The 16,723-nt window shown below is 53.8% G+C and carries 22 protein-coding genes; 13 read left to right on the top strand and 9 right to left on the bottom strand.

Annotated elements, in window-relative coordinates:
• The 5 genes from lptA to K2184_RS13560 are packed head-to-tail and all read right to left on the bottom strand — an operon-like array spanning position 1 to position 3,646.
• A complete protein-coding gene (lptA, locus tag K2184_RS13580; protein ID WP_004106163.1) occupies positions 1-546 on the bottom strand; it encodes a lipopolysaccharide ABC transporter substrate-binding protein LptA in 546 nt (181 codons plus the stop codon).
• Entirely contained in the window at positions 515-1,090 is a 576-nt protein-coding gene (lptC, locus tag K2184_RS13575; RefSeq protein WP_004106160.1) for an LPS export ABC transporter periplasmic protein LptC, read from the bottom strand. Before lptC ends, lptA begins: the two co-directional genes overlap by 32 nt.
• Entirely contained in the window at positions 1,087-1,653 is a 567-nt protein-coding gene (gene kdsC, locus K2184_RS13570) for a 3-deoxy-manno-octulosonate-8-phosphatase KdsC (protein ID WP_004106158.1), read from the bottom strand. Before kdsC ends, lptC begins: the two co-directional genes overlap by 4 nt.
• A 14-nt stretch (positions 1,654-1,667) precedes the next feature.
• Positions 1,668-2,672, bottom strand: coding sequence for an arabinose-5-phosphate isomerase KdsD (gene kdsD / locus K2184_RS13565; RefSeq protein WP_004115845.1), 1,005 nt, complete (start codon positions 2,670-2,672; stop codon positions 1,668-1,670).
• Positions 2,669-3,646, bottom strand: coding sequence for a calcium/sodium antiporter (locus tag K2184_RS13560; RefSeq protein WP_004106154.1), 978 nt, complete (start codon positions 3,644-3,646; stop codon positions 2,669-2,671). Before K2184_RS13560 ends, kdsD begins: the two co-directional genes overlap by 4 nt.
• 209 nt (positions 3,647-3,855) lie before the next feature.
• On the opposite strand from K2184_RS13560, the gene mlaF reads away from it, so the two are divergent.
• The 7 genes from mlaF (at position 3,856) to murA (ending at position 8,662) form a co-directional block, all read left to right on the top strand.
• Positions 3,856-4,668, top strand: a complete 813-nt coding sequence (gene mlaF, locus K2184_RS13555) for a phospholipid ABC transporter ATP-binding protein MlaF (RefSeq protein WP_004106152.1) — start codon at positions 3,856-3,858, stop codon at positions 4,666-4,668.
• Between the two features lie 7 nt (positions 4,669-4,675).
• Positions 4,676-5,458 carry a lipid asymmetry maintenance ABC transporter permease subunit MlaE gene (mlaE, locus tag K2184_RS13550; protein ID WP_004106151.1) on the top strand — a complete coding sequence of 261 codons (783 nt, stop codon included), beginning with the start codon at positions 4,676-4,678 and terminating at the stop codon, positions 5,456-5,458.
• 4 nt (positions 5,459-5,462) lie between these two features.
• Complete coding sequence (gene mlaD / locus K2184_RS13545) at positions 5,463-6,014, top strand: outer membrane lipid asymmetry maintenance protein MlaD (RefSeq protein WP_004106149.1); 552 nt, start codon at positions 5,463-5,465, stop codon at positions 6,012-6,014.
• 18 nt (positions 6,015-6,032) lie between these two features.
• The gene (mlaC, locus tag K2184_RS13540; protein ID WP_004106146.1) at positions 6,033-6,668 is read left to right on the top strand and encodes a phospholipid-binding protein MlaC; all 636 of its coding nucleotides are present in this window, start codon (positions 6,033-6,035) and stop codon (positions 6,666-6,668) included.
• Positions 6,668-6,958 carry a lipid asymmetry maintenance protein MlaB gene (gene mlaB / locus K2184_RS13535; protein ID WP_004106144.1) on the top strand — a complete coding sequence of 97 codons (291 nt, stop codon included), beginning with the start codon at positions 6,668-6,670 and terminating at the stop codon, positions 6,956-6,958. The genes mlaC and mlaB overlap by 1 nt, the downstream gene beginning before the upstream one ends.
• A gap of 135 nt (positions 6,959-7,093) precedes the next feature.
• Positions 7,094-7,348, top strand: a complete 255-nt coding sequence (gene ibaG / locus K2184_RS13530) for a BolA family iron metabolism protein IbaG (protein ID WP_004106141.1) — start codon at positions 7,094-7,096, stop codon at positions 7,346-7,348.
• Positions 7,349-7,402: 54 nt separating this feature from the next.
• Positions 7,403-8,662: a UDP-N-acetylglucosamine 1-carboxyvinyltransferase gene (gene murA, locus K2184_RS13525; protein ID WP_004106129.1), complete on the top strand. Its 1,260-nt coding sequence runs from the start codon at positions 7,403-7,405 to the stop codon at positions 8,660-8,662.
• A 56-nt stretch (positions 8,663-8,718) separates the two neighbouring features.
• Here the strand turns inward: murA and sfsB are convergent, their stop codons facing one another.
• Entirely contained in the window at positions 8,719-8,991 is a 273-nt protein-coding gene (sfsB, locus tag K2184_RS13520; RefSeq protein WP_163524800.1) for a DNA-binding transcriptional regulator SfsB, read from the bottom strand.
• A gap of 196 nt (positions 8,992-9,187) precedes the next feature.
• Positions 9,188-10,159 (bottom strand): octaprenyl diphosphate synthase, encoded by a 972-nt coding sequence (gene ispB, locus K2184_RS13515; protein ID WP_004106125.1) that lies wholly within the window; start codon positions 10,157-10,159, stop codon positions 9,188-9,190.
• 260 nt (positions 10,160-10,419) lie between these two features.
• Here ispB and rplU point away from each other — a divergent pair, with 260 nt between their 5' ends.
• From rplU to cgtA, 4 genes are all read left to right on the top strand, one after another.
• Positions 10,420-10,731 carry a 50S ribosomal protein L21 gene (rplU, locus tag K2184_RS13510; protein WP_004106123.1) on the top strand — a complete coding sequence of 104 codons (312 nt, stop codon included), beginning with the start codon at positions 10,420-10,422 and terminating at the stop codon, positions 10,729-10,731.
• 19 nt (positions 10,732-10,750) lie between these two features.
• Complete coding sequence (rpmA, locus tag K2184_RS13505) at positions 10,751-11,008, top strand: 50S ribosomal protein L27 (protein ID WP_003861831.1); 258 nt, start codon at positions 10,751-10,753, stop codon at positions 11,006-11,008.
• Between the two features lie 95 nt (positions 11,009-11,103).
• Positions 11,104-12,069: a DMT family transporter gene (locus K2184_RS13500; protein ID WP_123830018.1), complete on the top strand. Its 966-nt coding sequence runs from the start codon at positions 11,104-11,106 to the stop codon at positions 12,067-12,069.
• 15 nt (positions 12,070-12,084) lie between these two features.
• Positions 12,085-13,257 carry an Obg family GTPase CgtA gene (cgtA, locus tag K2184_RS13495; protein ID WP_004106119.1) on the top strand — a complete coding sequence of 391 codons (1,173 nt, stop codon included), beginning with the start codon at positions 12,085-12,087 and terminating at the stop codon, positions 13,255-13,257.
• 44 nt (positions 13,258-13,301) lie between these two features.
• On the opposite strand, the gene dacB is transcribed toward cgtA, so the two are convergent.
• Positions 13,302-14,735 (bottom strand): serine-type D-Ala-D-Ala carboxypeptidase, encoded by a 1,434-nt coding sequence (gene dacB / locus K2184_RS13490; protein WP_163524795.1) that lies wholly within the window; start codon positions 14,733-14,735, stop codon positions 13,302-13,304.
• 234 nt (positions 14,736-14,969) lie between these two features.
• On the opposite strand from dacB, the gene greA reads away from it, so the two are divergent.
• Complete coding sequence (gene greA / locus K2184_RS13485) at positions 14,970-15,446, top strand: transcription elongation factor GreA (protein WP_004106115.1); 477 nt, start codon at positions 14,970-14,972, stop codon at positions 15,444-15,446.
• Between the two features lie 152 nt (positions 15,447-15,598).
• On the opposite strand, the gene yhbY is transcribed toward greA, so the two are convergent.
• Entirely contained in the window at positions 15,599-15,892 is a 294-nt protein-coding gene (gene yhbY / locus K2184_RS13480; protein WP_004139797.1) for a ribosome assembly RNA-binding protein YhbY, read from the bottom strand.
• A gap of 124 nt (positions 15,893-16,016) precedes the next feature.
• Between yhbY and rlmE the strand changes: the two genes are divergently transcribed.
• Positions 16,017-16,646: a 23S rRNA (uridine(2552)-2'-O)-methyltransferase RlmE gene (gene rlmE, locus K2184_RS13475; RefSeq protein WP_004106110.1), complete on the top strand. Its 630-nt coding sequence runs from the start codon at positions 16,017-16,019 to the stop codon at positions 16,644-16,646.
• Positions 16,647-16,723 lie beyond the last annotated feature (77 nt).

Here is a 16,723-nt window from a genome sequence, read left to right as displayed (position 1 = left end):
TTACTTACCTTTCTTTGACTGATCGCCACTTTTGTCCTGCAGCTGCGAAGGAACCAGAACCGTGGTCACGCGCCCGCCTTTATTGCTGAAAGCCTGCATTTTTTGTTCTTTCACCAGGTAAGTGATTTTGTCACCCTGGATATTGCTATCGACCTGCTCCAGATGCGCATTGCCGGTCAGGACGACAAAGTCATTTTGCAGTTCATAATGCATTTTCGACGCGCGGCCTTTCACCGGCTTGCCGTTGTCCTGCATCTGGTAGAAGGTGGCAGGGTTACCGTAGCCATCGATAACCTCTTTACCTTTTTCGCCGCCAGGACGGGTCACAACGACTTTGTCGGCATTGATTTTGATGGTTCCCTGAGTGACGACAACATTCCCCGTAAAGGTCACGACGTTGCCCTGCATATCCAGCGACTGCTGATCGGATTCAATGTGAATCGGCTGATCGGTATCACCCGTCTTTGCCTGAGCCGACAGGCTGGCCGCCAGTAAGGCGCTGGCGAGCGCAATCTTAAGGCTGAGTTTGTTTGTTCTGAATTTCATATGAGGTTCTAACCTTTTCAATCAGCTCGGCATTTTTGCTGCGCAGGTTCCCGCGCATTTTCAGGCCGCTGGAATTAAATGTTGTTCCGTACAACGTCACCATGTCATCGGAGGTAACATCCTGCGTCACCAGGTTTATCTGGGCGTTATCCGTCGTAATTTTGCGCAGTTGAGAGTCAGCCGACAGCGCATCGACTTCAACGTGCCCGTAAAGATACAGCATGCGATCATTGGTCAACTTAGCTTTATCCGCTTTGATAGACCAGGTTGGTGCTTTATTCGTATCAAAGGTGGTCATCACCGGTTTGGCAAACCACGACAGCTGCTGCGCGGAGAAGTACTCCACGTGTTCAGCGATGAGCCGGTAGTTAAGCGCCCCCTCGGGACTATACACGACGGTATCGGTATGTTCGCTGGTATACGTTGGGTCATCAGGATTGATCGCTTGCTGGGTCGTATCGTCCGTACTCGCCAGGTTCAGGCCGATCAGAATCAGCGCGACCAGCGACAGTAAAATGATAACCCAACGTCTGGTTTTACTCATATAGATTGCCCTTTGGCCTCATCCAGCTTGCCCTGCGCCAATAGTAGCAAATCGCATACTTCCCGTACCGCTCCGCGACCGCCGTTAATACGCGTGACGTAATCCGCGCGCGGGAGCAGCAACGGATGCGCATCGGCTACCGCTACACTTAAACCCACTTTAGCCATCACCGGCCAGTCAATCAGATCGTCGCCAATGTAGGCGACTTCATCAGCATCAACGGCCAGCTTATTCAATAGTTCATGGAACGCCAGCAGCTTATCGGACTGTCCCTGGTACAGATGCCTGATGCCCAGCGTTTGGCAGCGATCTTCCACCAGTTTAGCTTTTCGCCCGGTAATTATCGCCACTTCAATATCTGAAGTCAGGGCGCAGCGGATGCCGTAGCCATCGCGCACGTTAAACGCTTTCAGCTCTTCACCGTTATTGCCCATGTAGATAACGCCGTCGGATAGAACGCCGTCCACATCAAGTATGAGTAAACGGATTTTTGCCGCCCGGTCAATAAAGTCCTGGCTCACCGGCCCATAGCAGGTCGCGATCAGGGCATCAGCATTATTCATTATTTTTTCCTTACTTACACTACGCCCGCGCGCAGGAGATCGTGCATATGTATCACACCTACCAGGCGGTCGCCATCGGCAACCAGCACGCAGGTGATATGACGGGACTGCATCAGGTTGAGCGCATCAACGGCCAGAGTGCCGGGACGGATACGGATACCGCCTCGCGTCATCACCTCGGCAATGCTGGCGTTACGCATATCAATACCGGTATCAAATACGCGGCGCAGATCGCCATCGGTGAAGATGCCGATGATATTCATCTCATCATCGCAAATGGCAGTCATGCCTAAATTTTTGCGCGTGATTTCCAGCAGCGCATCGCGCAGCGTAGCCTCCAGGCTCACGTGCGGAATTTCATCACCGGTGTGCATGATATCATTGACCCGCAGCAGTAGCTTACGGCCCAGCGCGCCGCCGGGATGCGATAGCGCAAAATCCTCTGCGGTAAAACCGCGGGCTTCCAGCAGCGCTACGGCAAGCGCATCGCCCATGACCAGCGCGGCGGTGGTGCTGGATGTCGGAGCCAGCCCTAACGGGCAAGCCTCTTTGGGCACCTTTACGCACAGATGAATATCCGCCGCGCGCGCCATGCTGCTGTCCGGTCGGCTGGTGATACAAATCAGCGACACCTGCTGGCGCTTAAGCACCGGGATCAGGGCGAGGATTTCGTTTGATTCGCCGGAGTTGGACAGCGCAATCACCACATCGCAGGGGGTGACCATACCCAAATCGCCGTGCGCGGCCTCTCCGGGGTGAACGAAGAAAGATGAAGTACCGGTGCTGGCAAACGTCGCCGCCATTTTTCGCCCGATATGGCCGGATTTGCCCATCCCCATCACCACAACTTTACCGTTACAGCGGAAGATGGTCTCACAGGCACGGGTAAAATCTTCATTAATATATTGATCGAGCTGGGCCAGACCTTCACGTTCAATTTCCAGAACCTCACGGCCTGCCCGTTGAAAGTCAAAATCCGCTGGCAAATCTGTTTGCGACATAATGTTATCCCGAATCATTCAACGAAGAGCGGCGCTGTCCAGTACAGCATCGCTAACCAAAGCATAAAACCGCCAACCAGCAGGGCGCCGGCAAGGCGACCTGGCTGCTGCTTACGGCGCCAGCACAGCGCAGCGAAGATCAGGCTGACCAGCAGCATAACGCCATAGTCGCGGGTAAAGGCCTCGGCGGCAAAGGTACCCGGCGCAATCAGCGCGGGGAGCCCGAGGACCAGTACAATATTCAGAATATTAGCGCCAATGATATTGCCGATGGCGATATCGTTCTCGCCTTTGCGCGCTCCGGCAATGGCGGTAGCCAGCTCGGGCAGGCTGGTGCCTATCGCGACGACCGTTAAGCCGACGGTCAGTTCGCTGATGGCAAAAAAGTTCGCCAGAACCGTGGCGTTATCAACGACCATTCGCGTGGCCATCGGCATCACTATCATCGCAACGCCCAACCAGAGCAGCGCGACGGGAAGCGAACCCTCCCGCGGCAGCTCCGCCAGCTGTTCGCGGGTCAGGCTGTCGTTCCCCTGACGCTCTGCCAGGCGGGCGATTTTAATGGTAAACAGCAGCCATAATATGGCCAGCGCCAGCAAAAAAAGGCCGTCTATCCGCGTGAGCTGCCCGTCGTACAGCACGAATCCCGCCAGTAAACTGACCAGCAACATTAACGGCAATTCGCGGCGCAGGATATCAGAATGCACGGTAAAAGGTTGAAACAGAGCCGTGAGGCCGAGGATCAGCAGGATGTTGGTGATATTCGATCCGAGAGCCGTTCCGATCGCCAAATCGGTTTGCCCATGCAGAGAAGCGGCGGCGGAAACGATCGTTTCCGGTAAGCTGGTTCCGATGCTTACCACCGTCATGCCAATAATCAGGGGAGGGATCCCCAGCATACGGCAGAGTATTGAAGCGGCGTAGACCAGACGATCGGCGCTGTAGACAACCAGCAATAAACCAATAATTAACAGAGCCGTCGCTAAGAGCATCTAAAGTCCTTTATTCAGGTATAATCGTCGCCTCGCTGGCCGTCCGTAGGCAGCGTAACGAATTCTTAATTTTGACTTTATGTGTGCCAAAAGTAAAACAAATGCCAGCTTTCGCTAACCTGGGCAGGTAAGATTCTGTAAAAATGTTGGGTTTGTGGTGAAAGAAAGCGCCATGCTTAGCCCGAAGGGTGTCTAGTAAGGATGATTTTATGAGCCAGAGTTTGGCGAATCTAGTCGAAGTGCGCGGTATTCGCTTCTCGCGGGGCGATCGCGTGATCTTCGATGATATCTCGCTTTCGGTACCCCGCGGAAAGATCACCGCGATTATGGGGCCATCAGGGATCGGCAAAACCACCCTGTTACGCCTGATCGGCGGCCAGATCCCGCCGGACAAGGGCGAGATCCTGTTTGATGGTGAAAACGTACCGCAGATGTCGCGCTCGCGCCTGTACACCGTGCGCAAGCGTATGAGCATGCTGTTTCAATCCGGCGCGCTGTTCACCGACATGAACGTGTTTGATAACGTCGCCTATCCGCTGCGCGAGCATACTCGTCTGCCGGAAGCGCTGCTGCACAGCACGGTAATGATGAAGCTGGAAGCCGTCGGCCTTCGCGGAGCCGCTAAGCTGATGCCTTCTGAACTTTCGGGGGGGATGGCGCGCCGTGCTGCGCTGGCGAGGGCGATTGCGCTGGAACCTGATCTCATCATGTTCGATGAGCCCTTTGTCGGACAGGACCCCATTACGATGGGGGTACTGGTGAAATTGATTTCTGAACTCAACAGCACCCTGGGTGTCACCTGTATCGTAGTTTCGCATGATGTGCCGGAAGTGCTCAGCATTGCGGACTTTGCGTATATTGTGGCGGACAAAAAAGTCGTGGCGCATGGGAGCGCGCAGTCGCTGCGTGAAAATGCCGATCCTCGCGTTCGTCAGTTCATTGATGGTATCGCTGACGGCCCGGTGCCGTTCCGCTATCCGGCGGGTGATTATCATCATGATTTATTGGGCAAAGGGAGTTAAGCGACTCATGTTGTTAAATGCGCTAGCCGCGCTCGGACATCGCGGTATTAAAACTATCGCGACGTTCGGGCGTGCTGGATTGATGCTCTTCAACGCAGTTGTGGGCAAGCCTGAGTTTCGCAAGCATGCGCCGCTGCTGGTACGCCAGCTGTATAACGTTGGCGTGCTGTCGATGCTGATCATTATTGTATCGGGGTTGTTCATCGGTATGGTGCTGGGTCTGCAGGGCTATCTGGTGTTAACCACCTATAGCGCTGAAACCAGCCTCGGCATGCTGGTGGCGCTGTCGCTGCTGCGTGAACTGGGGCCGGTTGTTGCCGCGCTGCTGTTTGCCGGACGTGCCGGTTCGGCATTGACGGCCGAAATTGGTCTGATGCGCGCCACTGAACAGCTCTCCAGCATGGAGATGATGGCGGTCGACCCGCTTCGCCGCGTGATTTCACCGCGTTTCTGGGCCGGGGTGATTTCACTGCCGTTGCTAACCATTATTTTTGTGGCGGTCGGCGTATGGGGCGGTTCGCTGGTTGGGGTTAACTGGAAGGGCATTGATGCCGGCTTCTTCTGGACGGCGATGCAAAATGCCGTCGACTGGCGGATGGATCTGGTCAACTGCCTGATTAAGAGTCTGGTTTTCGCCATTACGGTAACATGGATCGCGTTATTTAACGGTTATGACGCTATCCCCACTTCCGCCGGGATTAGCCGGGCGACGACGCGTACGGTAGTACATGCGTCGCTGGCGGTTCTGGGGCTGGATTTTGTGCTGACTGCGCTGATGTTTGGGAATTGAGTTCATGCAAACGAGAAAAAATGAAATCTGGGTTGGGGTATTCTTACTGGTGGCGCTGCTGGCGGCGCTGTTTGTCTGCCTGAAGGCGGCAAACGTGACCTCTATACGTACTGAACCGACCTACCGGCTCTATGCCACTTTTGACAATATCGGCGGTCTGAAAGCGCGCTCACCGGTGCGAATTGGCGGCGTGGTCGTAGGACGCGTGGCGGATATTACCCTCGATCCTAAAACCTACCTGCCTCGCGTGGCTCTCGATATTGATGAGCGCTATAACCATATCCCCGATACCAGTTCGCTGGCGATCAGAACTTCCGGTCTGCTGGGCGAACAGTACCTGGCGATGAACATCGGGTTTGAAGACCCTGAGCTGGGAACGGCTATCCTTAAAGATGGCGGCACCATTCAGGACACCAAATCCGCCATGGTGCTGGAAGATTTGATAGGCCAGTTCCTCTACAACAGTAAAGGTAGTGACAATAAGAATTCTGGCGATGAACAGGCTGCTGGAGAGAGTCATACTGACGCTACGCCGCCTGCCGGCACGACGCATTAATTTCAGGAGAGAGAAGACATGTTTAAACGCTTACTAATGGTCGCCATGCTGGTGATTGCCCCATTGACTGCGGCTACCGCCGCGGACCAGTCCAATCCGTATAAGCTGATGAACGAAGCGGCGCAGAAAACCTTCGACCGCCTGAAAAACGAGCAGCCGAAGATTCAGGCTAATCCGAACTACCTGCGCGAAATCGTCGATCAGGAATTGCTGCCGTACGTTCAGGTAAAATACGCCGGTGCGCTGGTGCTGGGGCGTTATTACAAAGAAGCGACCCCGGCGCAGCGTGAAGCCTATTTTGCCGCCTTCCGTGAATATCTGAAGCAGGCCTACGGCCAGGCGCTGGCGATGTACCACGGTCAGACCTACCAGATAGCGCCGGAGCAGCCTCTGGGCGATGCGACTATTATCCCTATCCGCGTCACGATCCTTGACCCGAATGGCCGTCCGCCGGTGCGCCTGGATTTCCAGTGGCGTAAAAATACCCAGACCGGCAACTGGCAGGCGTACGACATGATTGCGGAAGGGGTGAGCATGATCACCACTAAACAAAATGAGTGGAGCGACCTGCTGCGCACCAAAGGCGTTGATGGTCTGACGGCGCAGCTGAAGGCAAGCTCCGCGCAGCCGATTACCCTGGAACAGAAAAAATAATGACCGGGCAGCTGAGCTGGGCTCGCGATGGTGAGACGCTGGCGCTGCGCGGAGAGCTGGATCAGGATCTCCTGGTCCCGCTGTGGGATGCACGCGCTCAGGCGACGGATGGCGTGTCGGCAATTGACCTGAGCGCAGTGACCCGCGTGGATACCGCCGGACTGGCGCTATTGGTGCATTTTATCGCGCTGATTCGTCGGCAGGGTCGGGAAGCGAAATTGATCGGTAAGAGTGAAAATCTGCAAACCCTGGTCAGGTTATATAACCTTCCTGCTGATATGATCCCATAAATTTTTCAGTGCCTTACTGCTGAAGCTATTCTGAAAGCCCCATCAAACTTTTCGATGGGGCTTTTTGCTTGTTTAAGACAGCGCCACTTTCCTCTAAGATGTTGGGCTGTTTTCACTATCAGATAAATGTAGCCCATGGAAAATCATGAAATTCAGACCGTGCTGATGAACGCACTCTCCCTTCAGGAAGTCCACGTCTCTGGCGATGGCAGCCACTTTCAGGTTATTGCTGTGGGTGAGATGTTCGACGGCATGAGCCGGGTCAAGAAGCAACAGGCTATCTACGCCCCGCTGATGGAATATATTGCCGATAATCGCATCCATGCTCTGTCGATTAAAGCGTTTACTCCGCAGGAGTGGGCGCGAGACCGCAAACTTAATGGCTTATAAGCTGTGGGGATGTTCCCCGCAGCGTATGTGAATTCTTAACAGAGAACAGAATCAATGGATAAATTCCGTGTTCAGGGGCCAACTCGCCTTCAGGGCGAGGTCACCATTTCCGGCGCGAAAAACGCCGCCCTGCCAATCCTCTTTTCCGCGCTATTAGCCGAAGAGCCGATTGAGATCCAAAACGTACCGAAGCTGAAAGACATCGATACCACCATGAAACTGCTGAGCCAGCTGGGCGCGAACGTTAAGCGCAACGGCTCCGTCTGGATTGATGCCGGCCCGGTCGACGTTTTCTGTGCTCCGTATGATCTCGTTAAAACTATGCGCGCGTCTATTTGGGCGCTGGGGCCGCTGGTGGCCCGCTTTGGCCAGGGTCAGGTATCTCTGCCTGGCGGCTGCGCTATCGGCGCGCGCCCCGTTGATTTACACATTACCGGCCTTGAGCAGCTGGGCGCGGAAATCAAACTGGAAGAAGGGTATGTTAAGGCGTCGGTCAACGGCCGTCTGAAAGGCGCGCATATCGTGATGGACAAGGTCAGCGTTGGCGCAACCGTGACCATCATGAGCGCAGCGACGCTGGCGGAAGGCACGACCGTTATCGAAAACGCCGCGCGTGAGCCGGAAATCGTTGATACCGCAAACTTCCTTAATACGCTGGGCGCGAAAATCAAAGGTCAGGGTACCGATCGTATCACCATCGAAGGCGTAGCGCGCCTCGGTGGCGGCGTGTACCGCGTTCTGCCGGATCGTATTGAAACCGGGACGTTCCTGGTGGCAGCGGCGATTTCTGGCGGTAAGATTCTGTGCCGCAATGCTCAGCCCGATACCCTGGATGCGGTTCTGGCGAAGCTACGTGATGCCGGCGCGGATATCGAAACGGGCGAGGACTGGATTAGCCTCGACATGCATGGCAACCGGCCGAAGGCTGTCAACGTGCGTACTGCTCCGCACCCGGGCTTCCCGACCGACATGCAGGCCCAGTTCACATTACTGAATCTGGTTGCTGAGGGAACAGGGGTGATCACCGAGACGATCTTCGAAAACCGTTTTATGCATATTCCGGAACTGATCCGTATGGGTGCGCATGCGGAAATCGAAAGCAACACGGCGATTTGCCACGGCGTGCAGCAGCTTTCTGGCGCTCAGGTAATGGCGACGGATCTGCGCGCGTCAGCCAGCCTGGTACTGGCGGGCTGTATCGCGGAAGGTACGACGATTGTCGATCGTATTTACCACATTGACCGCGGCTACGAGCGTATCGAAGACAAACTGCAGGCGCTGGGCGCGAATATCGAACGCGTCAAAGGCGAATAAGCCTGTAGCAGCAGCCCTCTGACGTTGGTCCGGGGGCTGTTTTCTGCAACCTCGCTTTACTCGTTATTCTTCCTCTGACGCATCATCTGCGTTCTGTCGATAAACTGATGGGTATGGGGATCGTGATAGCGCGATGGCCATATCACCCACGGATCGGTTTCCAGCGCATTCGCAATAATCAGCTCGCCTTTGGGCCAGGGACGAGTCAACGCGTTGGCAAGCGTTGAAGAACTTAAACCATTACGCCGCGATTCAGCTGCCAGCGACGTCCCTTTTTTGCGTAATCCGGCAATAATATCCGCCGGATGCCAGTCGATGAACTTATCCATAAATTCTCCTGGTATTAAACATTCCGTTCGTCCTTAATGGGCGACAAAATGACTATACCTTGAGTTCCAGTAATGTTCTAACAAGTTCTTTTAATGGATGGGATATTAGGAATATATCAAGAAATAAAGCAGATTTTGAGTTTACAGGATTTTATTGGAACTTTCCCGCGATTGACGCGGGAAAGGAAGACGGGAATTAATGATCGCGCTGTACAGCGATATGGGCGAGGCCAATTAGCGCTTCCCGCCATGGAGAATCGGGAAGGACCTGAAGCGCGGCAATAGCTTTATCAGCTTCTTCCTCCGCGCGTTTTTGGGTCCATTCAAGCGAACCACAGGTGGCCATGGTTTCCAGCACGGCTTCAAGAAGATGACGACCGTTACCCTGTTCAATCGCTCCGCGGATCATGGCGGATTGTTCGGCGTTGCCGTGCCGCATCGCGTGCAGCAGCGGAAGGGTAGGTTTGCCTTCATTCAGATCGTCACCGACGTTTTTACCGAGTCGCTCGCCGTCTGAACTGTAGTCCAGCAAATCATCGATCAGCTGGAAAGCGGTCCCCAGATAGCGTCCGTAATCCTGTAACGCTTTTTCTTGTTCTGCGGTACAGTCAGCCAGAATACCGGAGCACTGAGCTGCGGCTTCAAACAGACGGGCAGTCTTGCTGTAAATAACCCGCATGTAGTTTTCTTCGGTGATGTCCGGATCGTTGACGTTCATCAACTGCAGCACTTCGCCTTCAGCGATAACGTTAACGGCTTCCGACATCACTTCCAGAACTCTCAGCGAGCCAAGGCTGGTCATCATCTGAAAGGCGCGGGTGTAGATGAAATCACCAACCAGCACGCTAGCGGCATTACCAAAAGCGGCGTTTGCTGTGGCTTTTCCGCGGCGCATATCAGACTCGTCGACGACATCATCATGCAGCAGGGTGGCGGTGTGGATAAATTCGATCAGCGCGGCAATGGCGACATGAGCGTTGCCCTGATATCCAACGGCACGCGCGGCCAGTACGGCGATCATCGGACGAATGCGTTTACCGCCTCCGCTAACAATGTAATAGCCTAACTGATTGATAAGCTGAACATCAGAGTCGAGTTGCTCAAGAATTGTCGCATTGACGCCCGCCATATCCTGCGCGGTTAACTCATTGATTTTTTCTAAATTCATCGCAAAAGCCGGGCCAAATGTCCTGTTATCGCGTATCCGAATAGGATCACAGAAGGATTAAGACAGAATTAAAAGAAGATGTGATTGTACTGAAAAATTGCCGTAGATAAACGCTGGAGTGAAAGTTGTGTTTTTTTTCTGCGTTGATCGCTGATCGCTCTTGTCAAAGGCTCGCGTTTTGCGTAATATTCGCGCCCTATTGTGAATATTTATAGCGCACTCTGAATCATACGAAGAGGTGCGCGGAAGCGGAGTTCTATATGTACGCGGTTTTCCAAAGTGGTGGTAAACAACACCGAGTAAGCGAAGGTCAAACCATTCGCCTGGAAAAGCTGGACATCGCAACTGGCGAAGCTGTTGAGTTCGCTGAAGTGCTGATGATCGCAAACGGTGAAGAAATTAAAATCGGCGTTCCTTTCGTTGAGGGCGGCGTAATTAAAGCTGAAGTTGTTGCACACGGTCGTGGCGAGAAAGTTAAAATCGTTAAGTTTCGTCGTCGTAAACACTACCGTAAGCAGCAGGGCCATCGTCAGTGGTTCACTGATGTGAAAATTACTGGCATCAGCGCCTAAGACCTGAGGAGAGATTTAAATGGCACATAAAAAGGCTGGCGGCTCAACTCGTAACGGTCGCGATTCAGAAGCTAAACGCCTGGGCGTTAAGCGTTTCGGTGGCGAATCCGTTCTGGCGGGTAGCATCATCGTTCGTCAACGTGGTACCAAATTCCACGCTGGCACTAACGTAGGTTGCGGTCGTGACCACACTCTGTTTGCTAAAGCAGACGGTAAAGTGAAATTCGAAGTTAAAGGCCCGAACAACCGTAAATACATCAGCATCGTTGCTGAGTAAGTTTTTCGTGGTCCGGTAACGGATTAAAGCCCCGCAACGTGTTGCGGGGCTTTTTACATTGAAAACCCGGAAAATTTTCTGCAGGGAAAACGGGCATGAAGCAGCAGGCCGGCATCGGCATTATTTTAGCGCTCACCACGGCGATGTGTTGGGGCGCTTTGCCGATCGCAATGAAGCAGGTTCTTGAAGTGATGGAACCGCCGACGGTGGTGTTTTACCGCTTTTTGATGGCAAGTATTGGTCTCGGCGCCATTCTGGCCATGAAAAGAAAACTGCCTCCGCTGCGTATTTTTCGCAAGCCGCGCTGGTTGGTACTGCTGGTCATTGCGACGGGTGGTTTGTTCGGTAACTTCATTCTGTTTAGTTCTTCCTTGCAATATCTCAGCCCCACCGCTTCTCAGGTGATTGGCCAGCTGTCCCCGGTCGGCATGATGGTGGCCAGCGTTTTTATCCTTAAAGAGAAAATGCGCGGCACCCAGGTTGCGGGAGCGCTAATGCTGGTGAGCGGTCTGGTGATGTTTTTTAACACCAGCCTGATTGAGATTTTTACCCGCCTGACGGACTACACATGGGGGGTAATTTTCGGCGTAGGCGCCGCGACGGTGTGGGTGAGTTACGGCGTCGCGCAAAAGGTGTTATTACGCCGTCTGGCATCGCAGCAAATCCTTTTTTTGCTGTACACTTTATGTACGATATCGCTATTGCCATTAGCAACGCCTTCACAGGTGCTGGCATTAAGCGACTGGCAGCTGGCCTGTCTGGTTTTTTGCGGGCTCAATACCCTGGTGGGCTACGGTGCGCTGGCGGAAGCCATGGCGCGCTGGCAGGCGGCGCAGGTGAGCGCGTTGATTACCTTAACGCCGTTATTTACGCTGCTATTTTCAGATTTATTATCACTGGCCTGGCCCGACGTTTTCGCCAGACCGCTGTTGAACCTGATGGGTTATCTCGGTGCGTTTGTCGTGGTTGCGGGCGCGATGTATTCCGCCGTCGGCCACCGTCTTTGGGGACGGTGGCGAAAGCGAGAAGCGGTTGTGCCGCTCCCCCGCTCAGGCGAATGATTTACGGAGAGTAAAATGAAGTTTGTTGATGAAGCAACGATCCTGGTCGTAGCAGGTGATGGCGGCAATGGTTGCGTTAGCTTCCGCCGCGAAAAATATATCCCGAAAGGCGGCCCCGACGGCGGCGACGGCGGCGACGGCGGTGATGTCTGGCTCGAGGCGGACGAAAACCTGAATACCCTGATCGACTACCGTTTTGAGAAGTCTTTCCGCGCCGAACGCGGGCAGAACGGCCAGAGCCGCGATTGTACCGGCAAACGCGGTAAAGACGTGACGGTGAAAGTGCCGGTAGGGACCCGCGTGATTGACCAGGGCACCGGCGAGACGATGGGTGATATGACCAAACATGGTCAGCGCCTGATGGTCGCCAAAGGCGGCTGGCACGGTCTCGGCAACACCCGTTTCAAATCGTCCGTTAACCGTACTCCGCGTCAAAAGACGATGGGGACGCCGGGCGATAAGCGCGATCTGCAGCTGGAGCTGATGCTGCTGGCGGATGTCGGAATGCTGGGGATGCCTAATGCGGGTAAATCGACCTTCATTCGCGCCGTTTCCGCGGCGAAGCCTAAAGTTGCTGACTACCCGTTCACTACGCTGGTACCGAGCCTCGGCGTGGTGCGTATGGACAACGAGAAGAGCTTCGTGGTGGCCGACATCCCTGGGCTGATTGAAGGCGCAGCTGAAGGCGCAGGCCTCGGCATTCGCTTCCTGAAGCACCTGGAGCGTTGCCGCGTACTGCTGCATCTCATCGATATTGAGCCGATTGACGGTTCCGATCCGGTTGAGAATGCGCGGATCATCATCGGCGAGCTGGAAAAATACAGTGAGAAACTGGCTTCTAAGCCGCGCTGGCTGGTCTTTAACAAGATTGACCTGATGGATAAAGCTGAGGCGGAAGAGAAAGCGAAAGCCATCGCGCAAGCGCTGGGCTGGGAAGATAAGTTCTATCTGATTTCCGCCGCCAGCCAGCAGGGCGTAAAAGACCTGTGCTGGGATGTCATGACCTTTATCATCGAAAACCCGATAGTGCATGCGGAAGAAGCGAAGCCCGCAGAAAAAGTCGAGTTTATGTGGGATGACTACCACCGTCAGCAGCTTGAAGAAGCTGAAGTGGAAGATGATGAAGACTGGGATGACGATTGGGACGAAGACGACGAAGAAGGTGTCGAATTCATCTATAAACGTTAATTCCGGGTAAACTAAAAGGGCCGCAGAAGATGCGGCCCTTTTGCTTAATTATTCTGATACAGGTCTTTATACAAGCGGCTTTCGAAGCGCACCAGCGGAATACGTCGGTTACGCTGGTCGGCCGGAGGCACGGCGTAGCCTGATAAATACTGCACGAACGCCATCTTCTGCCCGCTGGCCGTGGTAATGAATCCAGCCAGGTTATACACCCCCTGCAGTGAGCCCGTTTTCGCCGAAACTTTGCCGTCAACGCCTGCCTGATGCAGACCCGCGCGGTATTGCAGAGAGCCATCGTGGCCAGCCAGGGGCAGCATCGAGATAAAGTTGAGCGCGTTATCATGCTGGGCGATGTACTGTAGCACCTGCATCATCGTCGCTGGCGCGATCAGGTTATGACGCGACAGGCCTGAGCCATCGGCAATGATCGTATTCCCGAGATCGACACCGGTCTGCTGACGCAGGATCTGCCGTACGGCATCGGATCCGGCTCGCCAGGTTCCCGGCACGCCGAAGCGAGCATGGCCAATGGTGCGAAACACCGTATCGGCGATCATGTTGTCCGATTTTTTCAACATAATACGCAGCAAATCGTGCAGCGGCGCAGATTGCGTACTCGCCAGTACGGTACCCGGCTCGTTTGCCAGCGTCTGACGTAGCAGCGTACCGCTCCAGGTGATATCGGCGTCGGTCAGCTCCGCTTTCAGAATCGCGCCGGCATAGCTGGCGCCATCCTGAATGGCAAAAGCCAGCGGCAGCGGCTCGCTGCGCTGCGGTAGACAGCCGGTCAGGGTGTAACGGTTGAGATCGCCGGGAACCACGTCCAGCTCACAGTATTGTGCTTCAGAAGAGCCGCGAGCGAGGGTACGCACCTGGCTGAACATGGTCACCGGGTAATAAGACGCCACGCGGATAAACGCCAAATCGCCCGGCTTTTGCGCGCTATAAAGCGAGATGGAGAAACAGTTTCGATCGACAATCGCCGCCGCCGGAGGTGCGCTAAAGCACTGCGTCATATCGTTCCATGGCCAGCCTGGCGCTTTATCATGACTGGCGAAAATGGAGGTATCGATCAGAACATTGCCTTCAATTCGCTGGACGCCTGCTTTCTTCAGCGTGGCAACCATATTACGAATATCCTGGCGCTTGAGGGTAGGGTCGCCGCCAAAGCGCGCAATCAGGTCTCCTTTCAGGATGCCACCGCTGAGGCTGCCTTTCGTTTCCAGCGTCGTGGTGAAGCGGAAATCCGGACCCAGCTGCAGCAGCGCGGCCAGCGCGGTGATCACTTTTTGGGTGCTGGCGGGTAGCGCCATCTGCTGGCTATGGTAGTCTATCTCCGGCGTCGGGGAGCCTACCTTCTGCGCCATAAAGGCAAGGTTTGCGCCCGCAGGAAGCTGATTGATGTACTCGTCAATATTCGCCGCATGAGCGCTAATCGCTATACCGGCAGTCAATCCGATGATAAATCTGGGAAATCGCATAATCTCGCGCTAACAACCTGAAACCAGTCCGTCATACTACGGTGCAACGCCCTGTAAAGTAAACGATGACCCATAATGAACTTCGGGTTAAAATACGTATCAAATTGAAAATTGCTGCTGGCCTGGGGATCGCTTTCCGGGTCGGTTTTCTTTTGCTCCGGCCATGCTCAAGACTTGACCGGCTGCGGAGCAGCGGCGTCTGCTCCATGAAGGATCGATAAAGAGGTATAACAAATGCAAGCTATTCCGATGACCTTACGTGGCGCTGAAAAACTGCGCGAAGAACTGGATTTCCTGAAGTCCGTACGTCGTCCTGAAATCATCGCGGCTATCGCTGAGGCGCGCGAGCACGGCGATCTGAAAGAAAATGCTGAGTATCACGCTGCCCGCGAACAGCAGGGTTTCTGTGAAGGACGCATCAAGGATATCGAGGCGAAGCTGTCTAACGCGCAGGTCATCGATATCACCAAAATGCCTAACAATGGCCGAGTGATTTTTGGTTCCACAGTCAGCGTTCTGAATCTTGATACCGATGAAGAGCAAACTTATCGTATCGTCGGCGATGACGAGGCCGATTTTAAGCAAAATCTGATCTCTGTAAACTCACCGATTGCGCGTGGTTTAATCGGTAAAGAACAGGATGATGTTGTCGTCATCCGTACACCGGGCGGTGAAGTCGAATTCGAAATTATCAAGGTTGAGTACCTTTAATCCGAATTTAACGCTACGATGTTGATGGATTGTAAAGAAAGGAAAAAGGCCGCGTAGCGGCCTTTTATCAACGTCCGGAGCATGGCATTTTGCTCGTCTACCCGCAGAAAACCCTCGATTTACACAAAGTTGTGTCGATAACCAGGATATTCTTAGCGTGGCAGCGAGATTTTACGCTCTTTAGTCGGGCGGTACAGAACCAGCGTTTTACCGATGACCTGTACATTACAGGCGCCGGTTTCGCGCACGATAGCTTCCACGATCAAGGTTTTAGTTTCGCGATCTTCCGAGGCGATCTTCACCTTGATAAGTTCATGGTGCTCTAACGCTTGTTCAATCTCGGCCAGTACCCCTTCGGTCAAACCATTGTTGCCAAGCATAACTACCGGCTTGAGCGGATGTGCCAGACCTTTCAGGTGCTGTTTTTGTTTAGTACTCAGATTCATCGTATTTTTTTGCTTACGTTGGGATTGAAAACGGTTCATTCTACCGCCATCTCCCATATATCGCCAAACTACCGCGTCGATTTTTACGTCGCGAAGTACGATGAACCCGAAATGGGAATGTTAAATGACAGGTAAAAAGCGTTCTGCCAGCTCAAGTCGTTGGCTTCAGGAACACTTTAGCGATAAATATGTTCAGCAGGCACAGAAAAAGGGGTTACGTTCCCGAGCCTGGTTTAAACTTGATGAAATACAGCAAAGTGACAAGATTTTTAAACCGGGGATGACGATAGTTGACCTCGGCGCTGCACCCGGTGGCTGGTCGCAATACGCGGTTACGCAGATCGGTAACAGCGGCCGCATCATTGCTTGCGATCTTTTACCTATGGATCCAATCGTTGGTGTGGACTTCCTTCAGGGCGACTTTCGTGATGAATTAGTCCTGAAAGCGTTACTTGAGCGTGTAGGTGACAGTAAAGTACAAGTTGTCATGTCCGATATGGCGCCAAATATGTGTGGAACACCGGCGGTGGATATTCCCCGGGCCATGTATCTGGTGGAGCTGGCGCTTGGAATGGCTCGAGATGTATTAGCGCCAGGTGGTAGTTTTGTAGTGAAGGTGTTCCAGGGCGAAGGCTTCGATGAGTATCTAAGAGAGATTCGCTCCCTGTTTACGAAGGTCAAAGTTCGTAAGCCGGACTCTTCTCGCGCCCGTTCGCGTGAAGTGTATATTGTAGCGACCGGGCGTAAACCATAGCCGGCAGATTTCAAACGAAAGTTTGAAAGACGCGGGATATAGAGTATCCTGACGCTGTTTTTAACACAGTTGTAATA

Origin of the sequence: Klebsiella sp. K5-306 (assembly GCF_051835185.1) — a bacterium.
Classification (GTDB): domain Bacteria; phylum Pseudomonadota; class Gammaproteobacteria; order Enterobacterales; family Enterobacteriaceae; genus Klebsiella; species Klebsiella oxytoca.
Note: the sequence above shows the minus strand (reverse complement) of the source record. Positions and strands in the feature narration are given on the sequence as shown.

What these genes read in the sequence shown, in the direction of transcription:
- yhbY (WP_004139797.1), bottom strand. Translation starts at nt 15,892, where the DNA reads ATGAATCTGAGTACTAAACAAAAACAGCACCTGAAAGGTCTGGCACAT.
- mlaB (WP_004106144.1), top strand. Translation starts at nt 6,668, where the DNA reads ATGACCGGGCAGCTGAGCTGGGCTCGCGATGGTGAGACGCTGGCGCTG.
- rpmA (WP_003861831.1), top strand. Translation starts at nt 10,751, where the DNA reads ATGGCACATAAAAAGGCTGGCGGCTCAACTCGTAACGGTCGCGATTCA.
- ispB (WP_004106125.1), bottom strand. Translation starts at nt 10,159, where the DNA reads ATGAATTTAGAAAAAATCAATGAGTTAACCGCGCAGGATATGGCGGGC.
- mlaC (WP_004106146.1), top strand. Translation starts at nt 6,033, where the DNA reads ATGTTTAAACGCTTACTAATGGTCGCCATGCTGGTGATTGCCCCATTG.
- lptC (WP_004106160.1), bottom strand. Translation starts at nt 1,090, where the DNA reads ATGAGTAAAACCAGACGTTGGGTTATCATTTTACTGTCGCTGGTCGCG.
- rlmE (WP_004106110.1), top strand. Translation starts at nt 16,017, where the DNA reads ATGACAGGTAAAAAGCGTTCTGCCAGCTCAAGTCGTTGGCTTCAGGAA.
- lptA (WP_004106163.1), bottom strand. Translation starts at nt 546, where the DNA reads ATGAAATTCAGAACAAACAAACTCAGCCTTAAGATTGCGCTCGCCAGC.
- kdsC (WP_004106158.1), bottom strand. Translation starts at nt 1,653, where the DNA reads ATGAATAATGCTGATGCCCTGATCGCGACCTGCTATGGGCCGGTGAGC.
- mlaE (WP_004106151.1), top strand. Translation starts at nt 4,676, where the DNA reads ATGTTGTTAAATGCGCTAGCCGCGCTCGGACATCGCGGTATTAAAACT.
- rplU (WP_004106123.1), top strand. Translation starts at nt 10,420, where the DNA reads ATGTACGCGGTTTTCCAAAGTGGTGGTAAACAACACCGAGTAAGCGAA.
- murA (WP_004106129.1), top strand. Translation starts at nt 7,403, where the DNA reads ATGGATAAATTCCGTGTTCAGGGGCCAACTCGCCTTCAGGGCGAGGTC.
- greA (WP_004106115.1), top strand. Translation starts at nt 14,970, where the DNA reads ATGCAAGCTATTCCGATGACCTTACGTGGCGCTGAAAAACTGCGCGAA.
- kdsD (WP_004115845.1), bottom strand. Translation starts at nt 2,672, where the DNA reads ATGATTCGGGATAACATTATGTCGCAAACAGATTTGCCAGCGGATTTT.
- dacB (WP_163524795.1), bottom strand. Translation starts at nt 14,735, where the DNA reads ATGCGATTTCCCAGATTTATCATCGGATTGACTGCCGGTATAGCGATT.
- K2184_RS13500 (WP_123830018.1), top strand. Translation starts at nt 11,104, where the DNA reads ATGAAGCAGCAGGCCGGCATCGGCATTATTTTAGCGCTCACCACGGCG.
- K2184_RS13560 (WP_004106154.1), bottom strand. Translation starts at nt 3,646, where the DNA reads ATGCTCTTAGCGACGGCTCTGTTAATTATTGGTTTATTGCTGGTTGTC.
- mlaF (WP_004106152.1), top strand. Translation starts at nt 3,856, where the DNA reads ATGAGCCAGAGTTTGGCGAATCTAGTCGAAGTGCGCGGTATTCGCTTC.
- mlaD (WP_004106149.1), top strand. Translation starts at nt 5,463, where the DNA reads ATGCAAACGAGAAAAAATGAAATCTGGGTTGGGGTATTCTTACTGGTG.
- cgtA (WP_004106119.1), top strand. Translation starts at nt 12,085, where the DNA reads ATGAAGTTTGTTGATGAAGCAACGATCCTGGTCGTAGCAGGTGATGGC.
- sfsB (WP_163524800.1), bottom strand. Translation starts at nt 8,991, where the DNA reads ATGGATAAGTTCATCGACTGGCATCCGGCGGATATTATTGCCGGATTA.
- ibaG (WP_004106141.1), top strand. Translation starts at nt 7,094, where the DNA reads ATGGAAAATCATGAAATTCAGACCGTGCTGATGAACGCACTCTCCCTT.